The sequence below is a fragment of the Pantoea sp. X-Soil-YNGN-844 genome (assembly GCF_059730595.1).
Window position 1 is genome coordinate 2,450,600 of sequence record NZ_AP036007.1, and the last position, 16,038, is coordinate 2,466,637.

Sequence of the window (16,038 nt, forward strand, 5' to 3'; positions counted from 1 at the left end):
AATCACAGTGCGCTTTATACCGATTTTCCGCGCACTCTGGCAATAAGGTTGACCACTAACAGCACGATCGACCCAATGATAAAGCCCAGCACCAGGTTTGCGCCGTTGCTAAGCAGCATCGCGATCCAGCCGCTGAATCCGCCGCTGACTTCCTCAATCAGATGATGCAGCGGCGCAATGCCATGAACCACGATACCGCCGCCGACCAGGAACATCGCCAGGGTGCCGACCACCGAGAGGATCTTCATCAGCCAGGGCGCGGCGGCCAGCAGCACGCTGCCGATACCCTGCGCAACGCGCGATGGTTTCTCACGCAGCCAGAAGCCAAGATCATCAATTTTTACGATACCCGCTACGATGCCGTAGACGCCAATGGTGACCAGAATGGCGATGCCCGCCAGGATGATCACCTGGCTGAGCAGCGGCGCTTCCGAGACAATCCCTAAGGTAATCGCAACAATTTCTGCCGAGAGGATGAAATCAGTGCGCACCGCACCTTTGATTTTTTTCTTCTCATACTCTGCCGCGTTCTGATTCGCCAGCGAATCAAGGCGCTGCTGGCGTGCTTCCGGTGATTTGCTCTGCTTGTCGTGCTGCAGACTGTGCATCACCTTTTCCACGCCTTCATAGCAGAGATAGGCACCGCCCAGCATCAGCAATGGCGTGATCAGCCAGGGCGCAAATGCGGAGATGATCAGCGCCAGCGGCACCAGAATGAGTTTGTTAAGAAACGATCCTTTCGCCACGCCCCACACCACGGGCAACTCACGGTTGGCTTTTACGCCGGTAACCTGCTGTGCATTCAGCGACAAATCATCGCCCAGTACGCCAGCGGTCTTTTTTGCCGCCACTTTTCCCATGACGGAAATATCGTCCAGAAGTGTTGCAATATCATCAAGTAAAGTCAGTAAACTGGTGCCCGCCAAAATCTTATCCTTAGTCTGGTTCGTTATGTTGACAACATGGGCAGCGCTCAATTTCCGTTACGGTCATCTCAGCGATGCCCTCACAATCCCACTCCACCCGCACCGCATCGCCTTCTGCGCCTTCAGCATGCAGGTATTTGCTGACCGGGCTTTCGGTCATGCCGGTGATCTCCTCCGTAGCGATAAGCCTGTCGCCGCAATAGACCCGTGCAGTGGCTTTAGTGTTTACCATCCGCTCGTCACGAATCTGGTAAAGGCGTTTAACCGTCAGTTTTATGCTGCTCATGTCAGGCTCCTGGCCACGGAGAAAGCGCAGATCTAACCAATTATGGTCTTGATTAGCAATCCGCGTTGTAATGATGAATGCCCTGATGGTCGATCTCGGCACTCTCCGACATCGCCAGCAACCACTCCTCCAGCCGTTCCAGCAGATCCTGATCCGCCAGGCGCAGTTTGCCACGTAGCGCACACTCCCAGATGATCAGCACTTTCCAGCCGCTTTCCTGCAGCTGGCGCACATAACGCCGGTCACGTTCAACATTGCTGTTGATTTTTCCGGTCCAGAATTCCGTGCGCGTCGCCGGCAGCTTAAACAGATAGCAGTGATGACGATGCCAGAAGCAGCCATGAACAAAAATAATCGCCTGCTGTTCGGTCAGGACAAAATCAGGCCGTCCCGGCAGGTTTTTATCCTGCACGCGAAAGCTGAATCCCCGATCTTTCAGCAACAGCGCAATACGTTGCTCAATGGCCGTATCCTGAGCGCGAATGGCACGCATATTTTTGCTGCGTGTTTCGCTGGAGTGAACATCAGCCATAACGTCTCCTTTTTTGCTGGTTCTGTAACTTTAGCCTGCGCCACGAAAAGCGAAAGCCGCTGCCGGGCGACTTCGGAGATTACGCCGCAAAAACAGAACTTTCCGGCGGTCTGGCACAGGGCACATCCCGGCAATTTCCTCGCAGCCTCTGGAGTGTTAGCATAGGCTCCTTACTGTTAAGGAAAAACGCATGCATCCCGCCGCCCTCGCTGAACCACTCTCTGCTGCACTTTCATCTGCTGATGCGTCTGAACTCTTTGGACAGGTGCTGGATATCTATTCGGTTCGTGATCTCACGGCCCGACTGCAGCAGGCGGGATTTTCCTGCTGGACGCCAGCCCTGCTGAACCGGATCCGTCAGGGTAAAAGCGCCCTGCCGCCGCTGTGTGAGGCGGAGCTGTCGCTGTTGCAGAGTCTGCTGCCGACCCGGCCCGCCCACTATGATAATCCTGAGTTTCGATTTATCGATCTCTTTGCCGGGATTGGCGGCATCCGAAAAGGATTTGAGGCGATCGGCGGCAAGTGTGTGTTCACCAGTGAATGGAATAAAGAGGCGGTTCGCACTTATAAAGCCAACCACTATAGCGATCCGCTGGAGCATCACTTCAATACCGATATTCGTCAGGTGACCCAGCCGGAAGGTCTGACTGAAGACAAAGAGATATACCGCGCGATTGATGCGGCAATCCCCGATCATCAGGTGCTGCTGGCCGGTTTTCCCTGCCAGCCCTTTTCGCTGGCGGGCGTCAGCAAGAAAAATGCGCTGGGCCGCGCCCACGGGTTTGAGTGTCAGGTGCAGGGCACGCTGTTTTTCGATGTTGCGCGCATTCTGGCCGCCAAGAAGCCGCCATTTTTTGTGCTGGAGAATGTGAAAAACCTCAAGAGCCACGATAAGGGCCGTACCTTCGCCATTATCATGGAGACGCTGGATGAGCTGGGCTATGACGTGGCCGATGCCGGAGCCGGCAGCCCGGATGCCAAAGTGATCGATGCGCGTCACTTCCTGCCGCAGCATCGCGAACGCATTGTGCTGGTGGGGATTCGCCGTGACCTGAAAAAGCAGGATTTCACGCTACGCGATATCCGTCGTTTCTATCCTGCACAGGTGCCCAGCCTGCAGAGCCTGTTAGAGAAGGCACCAGACGACAAATATATTCTGTCGCCGGTGCTGTGGCGTTATCTCTATCAGTATGCAAAAAAGCATAAAGCGAAAGGTAACGGCTTTGGTTTTGGCCTTAACGATCCGCGTAATCCTGACTCTTGCGTGCGAACGCTGTCAGCACGCTACTACAAAGATGGCTCAGAGATTCTGATCGACCGCGGCTGGGACAGCGCGCTGGGTGAAGCGGAGTTTCAGGATGCGGATAATATGGCACGACGTCCGCGTCGCCTTTCTCCGCGCGAATGCGCCCGCCTGATGGGCTTTGATGTACCGGGCCGCGAGCCGTTCCGCATTCCGGTCTCAGATACTCAGGCCTATAAGCAGTTTGGTAACTCGGTGGTCGTGCCGGTATTCGCAGCGGTCGCCCAGCTGCTGCTGCCGCATATTCGTCAGCTGAAGTCGTCATCGTTCTGAAATGAAAAAACCCGTCTTGCGACGGGTTTCAGGCTGATGAAGAACTTACATCTGACGATACTCACAGCAACAAATAAGCTCAACTCGCAGGGAACACGGTCAGAAGAGGAAAGCGTCCCGCGCCAGGACGGTGCGGGCCGAGCATGCCATGGATGGCGGCTTTTGCGTCTTTCCGATCTGACCGTGTTCCCTGAGCAGGCACAGTCTCATAGCGAAACGGTCCAGCCTTTTTCCAAAGTAAAAACCCGTCTGGCGACGGGTTTCTGTTTTATTTCTTCTTCTTGCCCTGCTTCTTCAGCAGCAGGCGAATCTGCTTCAACTCGCTGGCGCTCAGTCCATCGGTTTTCACGTCAGTAGCACCCGTTTCATCGGCGCCCTCTTCAGTGATGTCCTGATTATCAATGGCAGGATGCGGATGCGTTTCCAGACTGGCCTGCAAACGCTGCACAATTTCCTGGCTCATTGAAATCTGGTTTTCCAGCGCCAGCTGTTTAATCGTTTCTTTCAGCTCGGGATCAATTTTAATCGTTAAATTAACAGTTTCGGTCATCGGGCAGCTCCTTTTTGTTATTGCTCACACGCTACCGGATGACCGTTTCGATTAACATACTGTCATAAAAATTTAATATTCGGTTTTCAATGGGGTGAAATCCCGCAGTACGCCCTCATCCATCCCCACCAGATTGCCCTGAAGCTCGGCATAAAGCTTTGCCATGTAGCGCACCAGGAAATCGGCGTTATGCTCAGCCAGCATGCGTCCAGTTTCGGTATGCATGGTTTCCGGCAGACGCAGCAGCTTCTTCTGGAAATGGTCCAGCGTCCACTTAACATCATTCAGCTCGCGATCTTTACCCAGCGGATCCTGACTGTCGAATAACGGGCGATTCAGTGCACCGGCCGTGTAAAAGACCCGCGCCAGCCCGATTGCGCCCAGCGACTCCAGCCGGTCTGCATCCTGCACGATTCTGGCTTCGAGCGTCTCTGGCGGGATACCGGCGCTGAAACTATGGGTTTTAACGGCATGCATCACGTCATCAATCTTTTCTGCAGGGAAGTCGAGAAAATCCTGCTGCAGAATGCGCTGCGTTTCCGTTGCGGCATAAGTAGAAGCGAGATGCCGTTCCGGATGATTCTTGGGAAGATTCACTACATCATGAAAATAGCAGGCGGTGAGCACCACCAGCGGGTCCGCCTTCGTGCCGGTCATGATTCGCTGCGCGCTCATCCAGACGCGTCGCAGATGGGCGATATCGTGCGCGCCGTCATCGTGGATCCAGTTCGCCTGAAACCAGCTTTCATAGCGGGATTGCCAGAGTGTAAGTGACATAATCTTTCTCCCTGTAGTGATCGACAGCCGATTCTCTGTCGTGATCAGTGCGCAAACGGCAAGCCATCATAGCGACTGGCTAATGACACTTTTTTTACAGTGCTGTTGAAAAGAGCGGCGCTGCCAGCGATTTCGGGCAGAAAAATGAGATCTGGATCATCTGTATAGCACCTATGTTACATAAATACCGCAATTTCGGCGGTTTTCAGCCTTTCCTCAGTGAATTGCTGCTAAGAAAATTAGTTTAACAGCAGTAATGTTTGATTCATTCTGAACCAGTTAAACCAGCCGTGCTTAGCTTTTTTTTGTCACGCAATTAATTGTAAAAGTGTGGGCAACAGCAGGTGAAAAAATCTGAAAAGGTTCCTATTTTTATTGTTATAACGTACTGTATCCGGGCTGTTCGTCGCGTTCTGCCGATTGCGTGATAAGCTTTGGTGCGCTTTTTGCATTTTGCTGGTTTTTAACACCCAACGTGACAATTTTAAAGTGACTGTCAGGCGACAAATTATTAAGCAAAATGATTTAAAGCTTTTATGATAACTCTCAGATGTGAAGCAAATGGACGTTTACAGCAGTAACCGGGTTCTACTAATAAAAAGAGGTAATCCATGAAAGAACGGCCGATTCTTTTTTCCGAACAGCGTGTTCGTGCCCTGTTGGTTGGCCAGCAAACACAAACCCGGCGCATTATGAAAACTCAGGCTTTCGGGCCGGGACAGGATCATCACGAAGGCGTTCATGCTTTCGACGTGAGTGCTAACCATCTGCATGGCTACAAGATGATGTCGATGACCGACATCAGCTATCAGTGTCCCTACGGCAAACCGGGCGACATCCTCTGGGTGCGTGAAACCTGGCGCGGCCCGATGGTGCCAGAAAGCGATCTGGCCGAATATGAACGTGACCCGACGCCGTTTCGCCTGCCGGAATATTGCCAGTATCGTGCCGACAGTAATGAGCTGGGTCAGCATGCGATGAGCACCCCGGAAGCCGAGGAGTTTGGCTGGCAGACCGCCATCCACATGCCGCGCTGGGCCAGTCGTATCAACCTGGAAATTACTGGCGTGCGCGCGGAAAAGATTCAGGATATCAGTGAAGATGACATTATGGCGGAGGGCGTACAGACCGACTCGCACTTCCTTAATAACTTCTTCACCATGAACGTTAATTCTGAGTCACCTAAAGAGGCGTATCGCAAAGCCTGGGAAAAACAGTATGGTGCGACCAGCTGGGAAGTGAATCCCTGGGTCTGGGTCATTGAATTTCAGCGCGTTGAACGCAGGTAATGCCTCAACCCTGCGCTTTGCGGGTTGAATCACAGACAACGGCCGCGCTAACGGGTTGAATAGACAGCCTTCAGCCCTGAAGTCAGACAGAAGATGCCAGCATTCGATGCTGGCATTTTTATGTCTGCCGCGTCAGGATAATCACATAGCCCGGTTCTGTGCAGGAGTTGCGATGTTTAAATGGCCCTGGAAAACGCATAACGACACCATGCTGGCGGCACTGCCGTGGCAACAGGCGCTGTCACAGCCTGTCTTCAGCCCGCTGGATGAGTCTGAACAGCAGGCGCTGGTGGAGCTGGCAAAGCGCTTTCTGCAACAGAAAAAACTGGTGCCTCTCGGGGGCGTTCAGCTGGATGAACTGCGCAGCGTGCGGATCGCCCTGCTCTTCTCTCTGCCGGTGCTGAAGCTGGGTCTGGAGTGGCTGGACGGTTTTCATGAGGTGCTGATCTATCCCGAACCGTTTGAGGTTGACGATCAGTGGCAGGATGAAGATGGGCTGGTTCACAGCGCGCCTGCCGTTCACGCCGGACAGAGCTGGACCCAGGGACCGGTCGTCCTCAACTGGCTTGATATTCAGGACTCTTTCGATCTCTCCGGCTTTAATCTGGTGATCCATGAGGTGGCACACAAACTGGATGCGCGCGGCAGCGGTTATACCAGCGGCGTTCCGGTCATACCGCTGCGTGACGTAGCCCAGTGGGAAAAGGATTTGCGAGCCGCGATGGCAGAGATTGAAAGTGAAGTGGAACTGGCAGGTGAACAGGCTGCGACTATCGATCCCTACGCGGCCAGCGATCCGGCTGAGTGCTTCGCCGTACTCTCTGAATATTTCTTTACGGCTCCGGTTCTGCTGGCCGAACGCTTTCCCGCTATGTATCAGCATCTGCGCCAGTTCTACCAGCAGGATCCCCTGAGCCGGATAGCTTCTGACACGGCTCAAACTGCTTAAATCCCGATCGCATTGCGCTAAAGCTAGCCAGTTGAATGATAATGTATTTTTTGCTGTTGACACCTCAGTGCGACGCCGCTAATATTCGCCTCGTTCAAACGATTCCTCTGTAGTTCAGTCGGTAGAACGGCGGACTGTTAATCCGTATGTCACTGGTTCGAGTCCAGTCAGAGGAGCCAGAATTAGAAAAGCCCGCTCAGGGAAACCTGAGCGGGCTTTTTGCTTTTCAGTATTGCCAATTTTCTCCTCCTTTCTGATTATCCATCCGGACCCGCCTGCTGTTACCCGCACATTCCTGATGAGTCCGGCGCCATAACTGCAAAAAACCAGCCGGGCAATCCCTGCTCTGGCTGGCTTGTCCCCTCGGCTAACGATTACTCGGGAATAGTCAGTACCTGACCCGGCGCAATATTATCCGGGTTGCTGAGGATGTTTTTATTCGCCTCAAAGATTTTCATATATTTTGATGCATCATTATAAAACTGCTTAGCGATTGCGCTGAGCGTGTCCCCGGATTTCACCGTATAAGTGCGGACACCTGAAGCTGAAGCATCGCCCTTATTCTCAACATTTTTATCAACGCTATGTAACAACTCATCGCCAATATTTTTAATATTATCCAGAATGCTCATAATTACTCCCCTATCGTTTCCGATACGTTTAGTTTAATTAAAAAAACAGGATTGCCAGACAAATACTGCGCGGCGTACGATACACCTGCTTTTATTTCGTGGATTAAACCACTGCTAAACGTGCAGTAATTTATATAAAAAGAAGGATGTTAATGATGGGTATATTGTCATGGGTTGTATTTGGTCTGCTCGCCGGTATTATCGCCAGATGTATTATGCCAGGTAAAGAACATATGGGCATTTTCATGACCATGATTCTGGGTATTATCGGCGCGCTGATTGGCGGTGTCGCCAGTACGGCTCTGGGCTTTGGCAAGGTCAGTGGTTTCAATATTTACAGCATTGCGATTGCAACCCTGGGTTCAATTATTGTGCTATTTGTCATTCATAAAATTAGATCATGTAAACAGTCTTAAGCGATTACTATTCAGGGGAAATAAAATGAGTTTACTGGAAACGGTGCTTGCGATGTGCGGCCTGAATACTCAGACCAGTCAGGAAGTGAAAGGTGTGCTGGAGTGGGTGGAGCAGCAAGGCGGTTTACACACCATCGTAAGCCATCTTCAGAGCGGTGAGTACAGTGAGGTGGTTAACTCCTGGCTCGGCGATCAGCAGAACGTTGCCCTGAGCAGCGATCTGGTGCAGAAGATGATTAACTCTGAAGCGATTGAGCAACTGGCTACGCGGATGGGTATCAACACCAGCGATGCACTGAATCTGCTGGTCAAATATCTGCCACAGCTGGTGGATAAAGCGTCATCTGCAGGTGTGATTGATAAAAAAGCCGATCTCACCAGTCTGGTCAGTCAGTTAATGCACTGAGGATGATGAAATTGGAAGATAAAGGCCCGCGGTTAAAGTTTGGGCTTTTATCTTTTAGAGTTGAGGTGTGATTGTTAGGAGTAACTGTTGAGCGATTTTATCGAGCAATAATAACCCATCGAACACATACTACAACGATGATGCTACTTTCTGTTTGATCATAAGACCTTGTCCAACACCAATAGTCACTCCACTTCCAATCGATTTCCCATATAAGCTGCGAACCCTTGAGTCGGTGCTGCTATTTATTATTGGTGAAGATAATCTCAAGACCCGGATTTGCATTCGCCACGTCGCGGCCCAGATCCGAAATGACCTCCACCTGTTTTATATTATCGCGGATGATATAGTGCCTTCCCTCACTGCCGACTTCGTGGTGCTGTCCGCGCAGCCGCTCACGCTTAGCTCCGCCAGCATCCAATCCCCGCCATGTTCATGGCGAAGAGTTATCCGATGTCACCCGACTCGCTGCAGAAGCATAACCATCTGAAATGTATAAAAAATCAAGGGCTGGATTTCGTCATTTACATATTTAATTTCCAAAAATTCATGCCATCAATAAGCCAGTATTGCTGTTTATCTGGCACTAACAAGCCAAAATCACTATTTGCTTGAGCGTTCCAATCAGAAGGTACAGATGCTTCGTGACTTCTATCCCAATCAGTGTGGCGATATATTTTCTTGTCAAAGTTGATATAAAACTTAGGTAGCCGCATTCTCCAGCTATCCCATTCAACTGATACTGGGTCTGTTAATGTAGATAGAAATTGCTCAACATAATCATAAAAGTTGACAAGCTGCCTGTCATTTCTACCCAATGTGAAGAACGATCTCATCCAATCGACTGTATAAGTAGCGACATCATTTCTGGTTATGTAATCTTTAAAGCTACCCTTAGTTAATACAGGAACTCCATTTCTAAATGAACTGACTGCCTCGTTATAAAGAGACTCTTTCATCCATCCTTTAGCTATATACGCCTTATATTCCGGCTTAACATCTATGCAGAAATTGTCTTTATTATCAACCAGAAAGTGATGAATCCCATCCACAACAAAAATAGCTATATCTTTATCGCCATTAAAAATGGAATCGAGTAAATTCTGATGCTCATTTGTTAAATTCATTCAGAAATTCCTCTTTTATTAATACGCGAGCTTTTGATGAATTTTGCTCTATCAGCCTATCCACACCTTAGGTAGTTCAAGCGAAACACTTGGTTGACCTTTTGTAGGATCTACAACCTTAGGAGCGTCTGGATCTTTCGGCACCCCAGGAATTGGCTTTTGAGGTACTGCTGCATCCATTATTTGCTTATGGAGAGCCGCATCAACTTCAAACACCACTACGCTACCATCTTGCCTTCTATTAGTCAGGTAATAAGCGGCATGATTTGGTCCATTAGTACTAACACACAATTGCCCACTACAACCTGAGTTAATAGTTACACTGCCGTCAGAATTTACATTAATTCTGTTCTGACTAGTTTGTGTACCATTTCCTCCACCTTCAACCCTAAAATAAGTTTCAGATGAATTTGGTACATTTTCTATAAGTTTTGCCGTCGAGTTTCCTGGTTTCGAACTTGGGGCTACATCCTTCCCAAACTGCTTCGTCAGTGCACCAGACGCCACTACAGCACTCACTCCATTTGCGATGTACATGGAACCAACATAGGCTCCTGCTCTTGCTTTGGCCTCATCCGGCGTGTACCCAAACGAGATGAATGCCTGAGTATATCCTTCCAGAATATTTAATACTTCCTTCGCATTCGGATCTGTGGAGTTCAGCAAGTTCACTATCTGCTGATAACCCGCCTGAAATTCTTTCGGATTCTGGTAAGTCTGGTTGAAGTAAGTATCCTGCGCGGCCTTCGCTTTCGCTCTTTCTGCCTGACAGTCAGCACCTGTGCCACTACAGGCCGCGTAAACAGCCAGATCGCTTTCCAGATCCTTACGATTTAACCTCTCCTTATCTTTCTGCTCTTCTGGCGTCAGGTTCTGTTTGTTGTTGAGATATGTCTGGCGGCTCTTCTCGGTGCTGCTCAGATAGTTATTTTCAACCTCAGTTCTACCCGCAGATGCCCCGCTACCGACCCCAGCGCTGCCATCAACCGCACCGCCCGCAGTTGCGCCTGCCAGCGTTACAATGTTGGCAATCAGCATCCTGTCATCGGCTGAAAGTTCCTAAGCATCCTTGCCGTATAGCAGGTGTCTGAGCGCGTCGTTATAGCTGAGCATCCCTGCAGTCAGTCCGCCCGCCGCGCCGCCAATAGCGCTCCACCCTGCGCTTTAGCAATCAGCCCTGACGCCGGCGTGTGCAGCAGCACGCGCATAGGCTCGTTACCCTGCACACCTGCTTGACCATCTGCGCCAGCAGTGGTGCTGTGCCTGCCGCCACCGCGCCGCTGACGTTACCGCCCGCCAGGCTGATTATTCGGCTAGCTGAGGAATGAGCGGCAGGTAAAAATATCCCGGCTCGGTGGCCGGGATATTTAATGATTAATAAAAGTCTGGATCTATACGACCTTCAGATTTCAAGATTTCAAGGAAGCGTTTATAGGCCATATCATCATATTCAAGAAGATCATCAAGAAGCTTTTCTTCTATCAGCGGTTTATAAAAAATCCCATCTTCAAAGAAGATAAAATCACCAGATATCTCATGATCAATGATCTTCACATTGCTAGCTTTATAAGCAAGCAGTCCGTTGTATCCCTTTGAAAAACCATAAAAATAAGTTTCTCCGTTGCTCCAGTAAATAGCATAAACATCAATAAGCTTTTCAGATCTATCATTTCTAATTTTCATTACTTACCCTTTAACGATGGACCCGGCTGCAATGGGTTAGCCTGCGGCGTCACCATTTTCATATCATAAGCCATACCGGTATTAGAATTATATTGATAATGTATTGTGATATTGGAACCATCAGGTAATTCATGAGTAACCTGCATTTTCTGGAATCCCGCTGATGCAGGGAATCGGGGGTCCTTATTCATTCCCTTAAGCACATCTCCAGCCGATGGATTAGCCTTAACACCATTCCACAAGACTTTCTCATTCAAATCACGTGGGAACGGATTCTGTATCCCCTTCGCTGTCGTGATGTACTCGGCATTATTGATTAACTGGCGCTGCTCTTTTGTCAAAGAGGACAAACCGGACATTGACCTGCTACTGAGCGGTTTATCCACCGTCAACGCAATGATAACCGAAGCCAGTATTCCTTTTGTCAGATTGTCTTTGTGCAGTTGCGTATTAGCAGTGACCGGAGCCAGCTCTGAGATGGAGTAAGCAGTGAGTTCCTGACACTGTGCAGTACAGTCTGGTGAGGCCGCTAGCGCTCTAAGGTCGGCCAGTACCCCTTTCTGGTCAGCTATTGATATCCCGGTAGACAATGCCTGTTTCTGGTTCTCTGCATCCCGTTTTTTCAGGTCTGCCAGAACGTGTTCTTTCTCAGCCTCCGTCTTTGCAGCAGCATATTTCTCAGTGAAGGTTTTGATATCTTCATCACTCAGCGAGTTATTCTCAACCGCATTCTTCCCTGCAACCGCGCCGCTCGTCGCCGCAGCACTGCTGTTGCCCGCCATGCCGCCCGCCAGTCCTGCCGCCAGCGTGCCCAGCAGGCTCAGCTGCTCACGGTCTTCCTGCCCCAGCGCCGCTATCTTCTCCGGCGTGTCCGCGCCCCAGAATTTCTCTGCGATGTAGCGGGTAGCAAGTTCACCGCTGAACGCTCCCGCCGCACCCGCCGCCGCACTTCCCCCGGACATCTGCGATGATACCGCACCCCATACCGCATGTGCCATGGCATTGGTTGCCACATCAACGTTGCCGGAAGCGTCGGTCGTTTCCTTCTTAATCAGCTGCGCTGCCCACGGATTAAGGCCGCCTGCGACCGCCTGACCTGCATTGCCGGTCACCAGCCCCGTCAGGATGCTGCCGACCGTCTGTGCGACCTTCTGCGACGTGCTGCCGATACCCCACTGCTTCATCTCCGCCTGATACTCTGGCGAATCACGCATTTTCTCCAGCCATTCTCCCCGTCTTTTTTCCGTTGCACCGGCGGGCAGCGTCTCGGCGTTCTTCGCACTCTGCGCTTTCTCAAGGCCTTTGATATCGCCCATGGTCGTGACGATATTTGTCATCTGGCCGCTGATTTCACCGGCTAACTGAGCGGTCTGAAGCCGCTTCTGCTCTTTCTCTTTGTCAAAGATCGCGCTGATGCTGTCGTTAGCATGTTCGGTGTCACGGCTGAGCGCCGATACGTCCTGGGTCTGCCTGGTCTGATCGCGGACAATGATAGTGCCATTTGCCACGGCGGCCTGGGTGGTGCCTTCGGCGTGCCCTTTATTATTCAGACCCGATAACAGCGTGCTGGCACTGTTGGAGGCGGCGTTGGCAAGCATCTGTTTGCCCATGCCGGTGCCATTGGACATCCCAACGCTGCCGCCACTGTGACTGACTTTATAATCAGCAGAGTTACCGATGTCGCTGAAGCCCAGCGTGCCGGTGTCCAGACGGTTGTCTGCGGCATCACCCTGGCTGGCGATCACTGCACCGTTAATCTGCGTGTGATTGCCGACGGTGATATCGAAGCCGCCTTTACCGGCATAGATACCGCTTTGCTCCTGCACACTGTCGTAGTTGCTGTGCATTTTATCCTGATTGATGCTGGCATACCCGGAAGCCGTCATCGAACCAATGGTAAAGCTGCCACCCGCGCCGTAGCTGGTCTGTTTTGAATCGTAACGATCGCTGTCCTGCTGGCTGGTCAGGGTTAAATCGCGGCCTGCGTTTGCGATGACCTGGTCAGCGCTGACCTGTGCACCCTCCAGTGTGGTGTCGCGCCCGCTGGTGAGGTTAAGTTTGCCGCCACTGTCCAGTGTGGTCTCAGTCCATCGCGTGCCGTTGCCGCTCTCTTTGCCTTTAGCACCATTGATGCTGGCAAAAATACTGATGCCTGCACTGCCCTGTCCGGCACCAATACTGACGCCCACCCCGCCACCGCTGTTCTTACCGCTGCTCTCCTGAGTATTCGCTGCGCCGGTCAGGAAAAGTTCGAGCGCCCAAGCCCGCGGCCCATAACCATCTGCCAAGGGGTTGATTATAGGTGGCACGCATCATAAGTCTGAGATACCCACGACCACAACCGCCGCCAGTGAATCACGGGCGCATTATTACAAAGTGGGATACAGGCCTGATAAAGGCCAGCCGAACCCGCTGCCACAGCTCACCATCAAGGGTCGCTGGGTGGAAGCGCTGGGATTTAGGACCGGGCAGAAGATCGAGGTGATCACCGGGCAGGGACAGTTGATCATCCGGCCGGCCTAGGTGTAATCGATAGATAATCACATCCCGGCTCGGTAGCCGGGATATTTCTAACTTAGATTATTTTTCTTTTCTTCGTATTCTTGTAAATACTTTTCAATAGGATACGCCGTCCCAAGTTCATGTATTTCACCTGTATCTTTATCAACAAGAAATGGCGAATTACCTACGAGTTGAGCAGAAAACTCTCCCGTCTCCAGATATTCTCGAGATTGAAAACAAAAAAACCATCCTTCAGAAAAACGTCCCTGAAGGGTAATAACAACCGGAATATCAGTATCTTTTAAATATTCCGTCGCTTTTTCTACGGCCTCTCTAAAATTAACCATTAGTTCGTCCTCAATAATTGGAATGATTTAAACTGGCTGAGATCAGCAGACTTACCTGTTTGCCCATCAAGGAATCGAACTGTTCCGTTCTGGTTTACAACATTAAACACATGTCCAGGTTGACCTGGCCCATATGAACCAAAAACAATTCCTCGGGAACCAGAGCCTGCACTTGACATTTGCTGTGTAATGCTTTCGGACGAAGAAATATATTTAAATTTCGTCCCATATTGGTTTTCCAAAACGGCCAACGGGATACCGTTATTATGATTCACAGGCAACGCCGATGCAGGATTTCCAGCCAAAGTAGCATCAGTGGCAACAGAACAGTTCACACAGTTATGTGTTCTCCCTGGTTCCGGGTATCCTGGGTTAACATTTTTTATAGAGCCAACATTCTCACCACTTGCTCCTGTACCCTTCATTCCATAAATCGCGCCACCAATCGCCGCCGTGGTATGAACGCCAGCCATCGCGGTATAAAGGCCTTCTGCTGTTTCCTTACTCACACCCCAGTTTTCAGCGATACGATTAACATTAGCTTCACGCTCCGCAGCGCGTCAACATGACCTTTCCCTTCTTTATATACGCTGCCCATCGTGCCGATATATTGGCCGTCGAGTTGCTGGTCATAGCTCTTCGACATCGCTGCCAGTTCCTGCCGCATTCCCTGGCAGGCTGCTGAATAAAGTCCTTTACAGGCTGAGTCTAGCGCTGCATCGAATGCCTTGTCCTTCGCATTCAGGTCACTGATTAACCTCTCTGCCTGCTGTTTCTTTTCACCGTCCAGATAAGGCAGTGACCACTTCGCATCCTGACGTTTCTTATCGTCTGTGGCTGACAGCGCATTATTCTCAACCGCATTCTTCCCTGCTACAGCCCCCTGAATCCCACCCTCAACAGAACCGGATGCCACACCCGCAGACAACTGCGCTGCCAGCTGGCCAAGCGCGCTGACAACCTGCTTCTCTTCCTGCGTCAGGTCGCTGGCCTGCTTACCAGGATACATTGAGCTGAGGATAGCTCTGGCCATCAACTCGCCACCTGCTGCCCCGGCTGCACCCGCTGTTGCGCTGTTTCCTGCCAGCTGAGCCAGCACTGCACCTGCGACCGTGTGCGCCATGGTGTTAGCCAGGACGTTAGTCTGTTCCTGTCCGTTAACAAATTCGCTGGTAGCGTGCTTGATTTTATTGGCGATATACGGTGCCATCCCACCTGCTGCGGCTGCGCCCAGGTTGCTTGCGCCAAGGCCGCCCAGCACGCCGGTCACCGCTGCTGCCGCCATGGAATAGCTGCCGCCTGTGCCCCACTTCTCTGCAACCGCCTTATAGCCCGCATCTTTTACAATCAGATCGTTTAATGCCGCCCTGGATAAAGTGGCATTTTGCGGGTTCGCTTTTAGCAACCGTTCTAAGGTCTCTTTTTCAGCTGCCTGCATTTGATAGCTGCTGACATCGCCTGCTACATGCTGGCCCAGCTCCTGGATTCCCTGAGCGAACTCAAGCTTGCGTGAGACCTTATCTTTGTCGAAGATCTTGTCAATATGGCCGTTGGCGTTGTCGGTATCTCTGCTCAGGTCCGCGACGTTCTGTGTCTGCGCCTGACCATTACGTACAGTGATGGCGCCGTCCGCCACGGCTGAACGGGTGGTGCCGGATGCACTGCCATGAGTATTTGCAGAGGTGGGTATCGCGCCGCCTGACATTTGCTTTTGTTCATAGCCTCCACTCATGCTGATCGATGAGCTGCTGGCTTTGTAAGAAGCGTGGTTGTCGATGTCAGACCAGCCCAGCGTACCGGTGGAGAGCGCATTGTTCGCGGACTGCGCCGTTGAGGCGATGACCGCGCCATTCAGCTGGGTGTGGTTGCCAACATAGATGTCATAGCCGCCATTCCCTGCAAACAGGCCGCTCTGATCGCCGACGCTGGCGTACTCACTGTTCACTTTGCTCTGGCTCAGGCTAAGGCTAAGGCCAGCGGAGCCGGTCATACTGCCGAACGTAAAGCTGAAGCCACTGCTGGCGGTGATGCATGTTCCGG

The 16,038-nt window shown here is 51.3% G+C and carries 18 protein-coding genes, 1 tRNA gene and 1 pseudogene; 7 read left to right on the plus strand and 13 right to left on the minus strand.

The annotated features are described in order from the left end of the window. Positions 1-14 precede the first annotated feature (14 nt). Genes AC6I8C_RS11545 through AC6I8C_RS11555 form a run of 3 tightly spaced genes read right to left on the minus strand, consistent with a single transcriptional unit; the run spans position 15 to position 1,744 of the window. Entirely contained in the window at positions 15-926 is a 912-nt protein-coding gene (locus tag AC6I8C_RS11545; RefSeq protein ID WP_497822530.1) for a DUF808 domain-containing protein, read from the minus strand. Between the two features lie 10 nt (positions 927-936). Beyond that, a complete protein-coding gene (locus tag AC6I8C_RS11550; RefSeq protein WP_033733066.1) occupies positions 937-1,212 on the minus strand; it encodes a hypothetical protein in 276 nt (91 codons plus the stop codon). Between the two features lie 52 nt (positions 1,213-1,264). Further along, on the minus strand, positions 1,265-1,744 hold the full coding sequence (locus AC6I8C_RS11555; protein ID WP_013358301.1) for a very short patch repair endonuclease: 480 nt from the start codon (positions 1,742-1,744) through the stop codon (positions 1,265-1,267). Positions 1,745-1,934: 190 nt separating this feature from the next. Here AC6I8C_RS11555 and dcm point away from each other — a divergent pair, with 190 nt between their 5' ends. Continuing rightward, entirely contained in the window at positions 1,935-3,320 is a 1,386-nt protein-coding gene (dcm, locus tag AC6I8C_RS11560) for a DNA (cytosine-5-)-methyltransferase (RefSeq protein ID WP_497822531.1), read from the plus strand. 268 nt (positions 3,321-3,588) lie between these two features. Here dcm and AC6I8C_RS11565 read toward each other — a convergent pair whose 3' ends face one another. Further along, positions 3,589-3,870, minus strand: a complete 282-nt coding sequence (locus AC6I8C_RS11565) for an Arc family DNA-binding protein (RefSeq protein ID WP_497822532.1) — start codon at positions 3,868-3,870, stop codon at positions 3,589-3,591. A 72-nt stretch (positions 3,871-3,942) separates the two neighbouring features. Further along, positions 3,943-4,647: a phosphohydrolase gene (locus AC6I8C_RS11570; RefSeq protein WP_497822533.1), complete on the minus strand. Its 705-nt coding sequence runs from the start codon at positions 4,645-4,647 to the stop codon at positions 3,943-3,945. Between the two features lie 611 nt (positions 4,648-5,258). Between AC6I8C_RS11570 and AC6I8C_RS11575 the strand changes: the two genes are divergently transcribed. The 3 genes from AC6I8C_RS11575 (at position 5,259) to AC6I8C_RS11585 (ending at position 7,064) form a co-directional block, all read left to right on the plus strand. Then, positions 5,259-5,936 (plus strand): ASCH domain-containing protein, encoded by a 678-nt coding sequence (locus AC6I8C_RS11575; protein WP_013358305.1) that lies wholly within the window; start codon positions 5,259-5,261, stop codon positions 5,934-5,936. A 172-nt stretch (positions 5,937-6,108) separates the two neighbouring features. After that, a complete protein-coding gene (mtfA, locus tag AC6I8C_RS11580) occupies positions 6,109-6,885 on the plus strand; it encodes a DgsA anti-repressor MtfA (RefSeq protein WP_497822534.1) in 777 nt (258 codons plus the stop codon). Between the two features lie 103 nt (positions 6,886-6,988). Further along, positions 6,989-7,064, plus strand: a tRNA-Asn gene (locus AC6I8C_RS11585). Between the two features lie 195 nt (positions 7,065-7,259). Here the strand turns inward: AC6I8C_RS11585 and AC6I8C_RS11590 are convergent. Then, positions 7,260-7,517: a LysM peptidoglycan-binding domain-containing protein gene (locus AC6I8C_RS11590; protein WP_497822535.1), complete on the minus strand. Its 258-nt coding sequence runs from the start codon at positions 7,515-7,517 to the stop codon at positions 7,260-7,262. Between the two features lie 155 nt (positions 7,518-7,672). Between AC6I8C_RS11590 and AC6I8C_RS11595 the strand changes: the two genes are divergently transcribed. Then, positions 7,673-7,933, plus strand: coding sequence for a GlsB/YeaQ/YmgE family stress response membrane protein (locus AC6I8C_RS11595; protein ID WP_497823338.1), 261 nt, complete (start codon positions 7,673-7,675; stop codon positions 7,931-7,933). A 25-nt stretch (positions 7,934-7,958) separates the two neighbouring features. Beyond that, the gene (locus tag AC6I8C_RS11600; RefSeq protein WP_497822536.1) at positions 7,959-8,339 is read left to right on the plus strand and encodes a YidB family protein; all 381 of its coding nucleotides are present in this window, start codon (positions 7,959-7,961) and stop codon (positions 8,337-8,339) included. Between the two features lie 524 nt (positions 8,340-8,863). Here AC6I8C_RS11600 and AC6I8C_RS11605 read toward each other — a convergent pair. From AC6I8C_RS11605 to AC6I8C_RS11620, 4 genes and pseudogenes are all read right to left on the minus strand, one after another. Beyond that, positions 8,864-9,466, minus strand: coding sequence for a hypothetical protein (locus AC6I8C_RS11605; protein WP_497822537.1), 603 nt, complete (start codon positions 9,464-9,466; stop codon positions 8,864-8,866). 51 nt (positions 9,467-9,517) lie between these two features. Further along, positions 9,518-10,504: a VENN motif pre-toxin domain-containing protein gene (locus tag AC6I8C_RS11610; RefSeq protein WP_497822538.1), complete on the minus strand. Its 987-nt coding sequence runs from the start codon at positions 10,502-10,504 to the stop codon at positions 9,518-9,520. Positions 10,505-10,840: 336 nt separating this feature from the next. Further along, positions 10,841-11,149, minus strand: coding sequence for a hypothetical protein (locus AC6I8C_RS11615; protein WP_497822539.1), 309 nt, complete (start codon positions 11,147-11,149; stop codon positions 10,841-10,843). After that, positions 11,149-13,392, minus strand: a pseudogene (locus AC6I8C_RS11620) (hemagglutinin repeat-containing protein); the annotation flags it as partial. The gene AC6I8C_RS11615 and the pseudogene AC6I8C_RS11620, both read right to left, overlap by 1 nt. A gap of 55 nt (positions 13,393-13,447) precedes the next feature. Between AC6I8C_RS11620 and AC6I8C_RS11625 the strand changes: the two are divergent. Next, entirely contained in the window at positions 13,448-13,672 is a 225-nt protein-coding gene (locus AC6I8C_RS11625) for a SymE family type I addiction module toxin (protein WP_497823339.1), read from the plus strand. 47 nt (positions 13,673-13,719) lie between these two features. On the opposite strand, the gene AC6I8C_RS11630 is transcribed toward AC6I8C_RS11625, so the two are convergent. From AC6I8C_RS11630 to AC6I8C_RS11640, 3 genes are read right to left on the minus strand one after another with little or no spacing between them, the layout of a single operon-like run. Then, positions 13,720-13,998, minus strand: a complete 279-nt coding sequence (locus AC6I8C_RS11630) for a YrhB domain-containing protein (protein ID WP_497822540.1) — start codon at positions 13,996-13,998, stop codon at positions 13,720-13,722. Continuing rightward, positions 13,998-14,507 carry a toxin glutamine deamidase domain-containing protein gene (locus AC6I8C_RS11635; RefSeq protein ID WP_497822541.1) on the minus strand — a complete coding sequence of 170 codons (510 nt, stop codon included), beginning with the start codon at positions 14,505-14,507 and terminating at the stop codon, positions 13,998-14,000. Before AC6I8C_RS11635 ends, AC6I8C_RS11630 begins: the two co-directional genes overlap by 1 nt. After that, positions 14,504-15,988, minus strand: coding sequence for a VENN motif pre-toxin domain-containing protein (locus tag AC6I8C_RS11640; RefSeq protein ID WP_497822542.1), 1,485 nt, complete (start codon positions 15,986-15,988; stop codon positions 14,504-14,506). Before AC6I8C_RS11640 ends, AC6I8C_RS11635 begins: the two co-directional genes overlap by 4 nt. Positions 15,989-16,038 lie beyond the last annotated feature (50 nt).

Excerpts from the sequence above, each read along its gene's own strand:
- AC6I8C_RS11565 (WP_497822532.1), bottom strand. The coding sequence starts at position 3,870 with ATGACCGAAACTGTTAATTTAACGATTAAAATTGATCCCGAGCTGAAA.
- mtfA (WP_497822534.1), top strand. The coding sequence starts at position 6,109 with ATGTTTAAATGGCCCTGGAAAACGCATAACGACACCATGCTGGCGGCA.
- AC6I8C_RS11555 (WP_013358301.1), bottom strand. The coding sequence starts at position 1,744 with ATGGCTGATGTTCACTCCAGCGAAACACGCAGCAAAAATATGCGTGCC.
- AC6I8C_RS11590 (WP_497822535.1), bottom strand. The coding sequence starts at position 7,517 with ATGAGCATTCTGGATAATATTAAAAATATTGGCGATGAGTTGTTACAT.
- dcm (WP_497822531.1), top strand. The coding sequence starts at position 1,935 with ATGCATCCCGCCGCCCTCGCTGAACCACTCTCTGCTGCACTTTCATCT.
- AC6I8C_RS11610 (WP_497822538.1), bottom strand. The coding sequence starts at position 10,504 with ATGCTGATTGCCAACATTGTAACGCTGGCAGGCGCAACTGCGGGCGGT.
- AC6I8C_RS11595 (WP_497823338.1), top strand. The coding sequence starts at position 7,673 with ATGGGTATATTGTCATGGGTTGTATTTGGTCTGCTCGCCGGTATTATC.
- AC6I8C_RS11640 (WP_497822542.1), bottom strand. The coding sequence starts at position 15,988 with ATGACCGGCTCCGCTGGCCTTAGCCTTAGCCTGAGCCAGAGCAAAGTG.
- AC6I8C_RS11615 (WP_497822539.1), bottom strand. The coding sequence starts at position 11,149 with ATGAAAATTAGAAATGATAGATCTGAAAAGCTTATTGATGTTTATGCT.
- AC6I8C_RS11570 (WP_497822533.1), bottom strand. The coding sequence starts at position 4,647 with ATGTCACTTACACTCTGGCAATCCCGCTATGAAAGCTGGTTTCAGGCG.
- AC6I8C_RS11575 (WP_013358305.1), top strand. The coding sequence starts at position 5,259 with ATGAAAGAACGGCCGATTCTTTTTTCCGAACAGCGTGTTCGTGCCCTG.
- AC6I8C_RS11550 (WP_033733066.1), bottom strand. The coding sequence starts at position 1,212 with ATGAGCAGCATAAAACTGACGGTTAAACGCCTTTACCAGATTCGTGAC.
- AC6I8C_RS11605 (WP_497822537.1), bottom strand. The coding sequence starts at position 9,466 with ATGAATTTAACAAATGAGCATCAGAATTTACTCGATTCCATTTTTAAT.
- AC6I8C_RS11630 (WP_497822540.1), bottom strand. The coding sequence starts at position 13,998 with ATGGTTAATTTTAGAGAGGCCGTAGAAAAAGCGACGGAATATTTAAAA.
- AC6I8C_RS11600 (WP_497822536.1), top strand. The coding sequence starts at position 7,959 with ATGAGTTTACTGGAAACGGTGCTTGCGATGTGCGGCCTGAATACTCAG.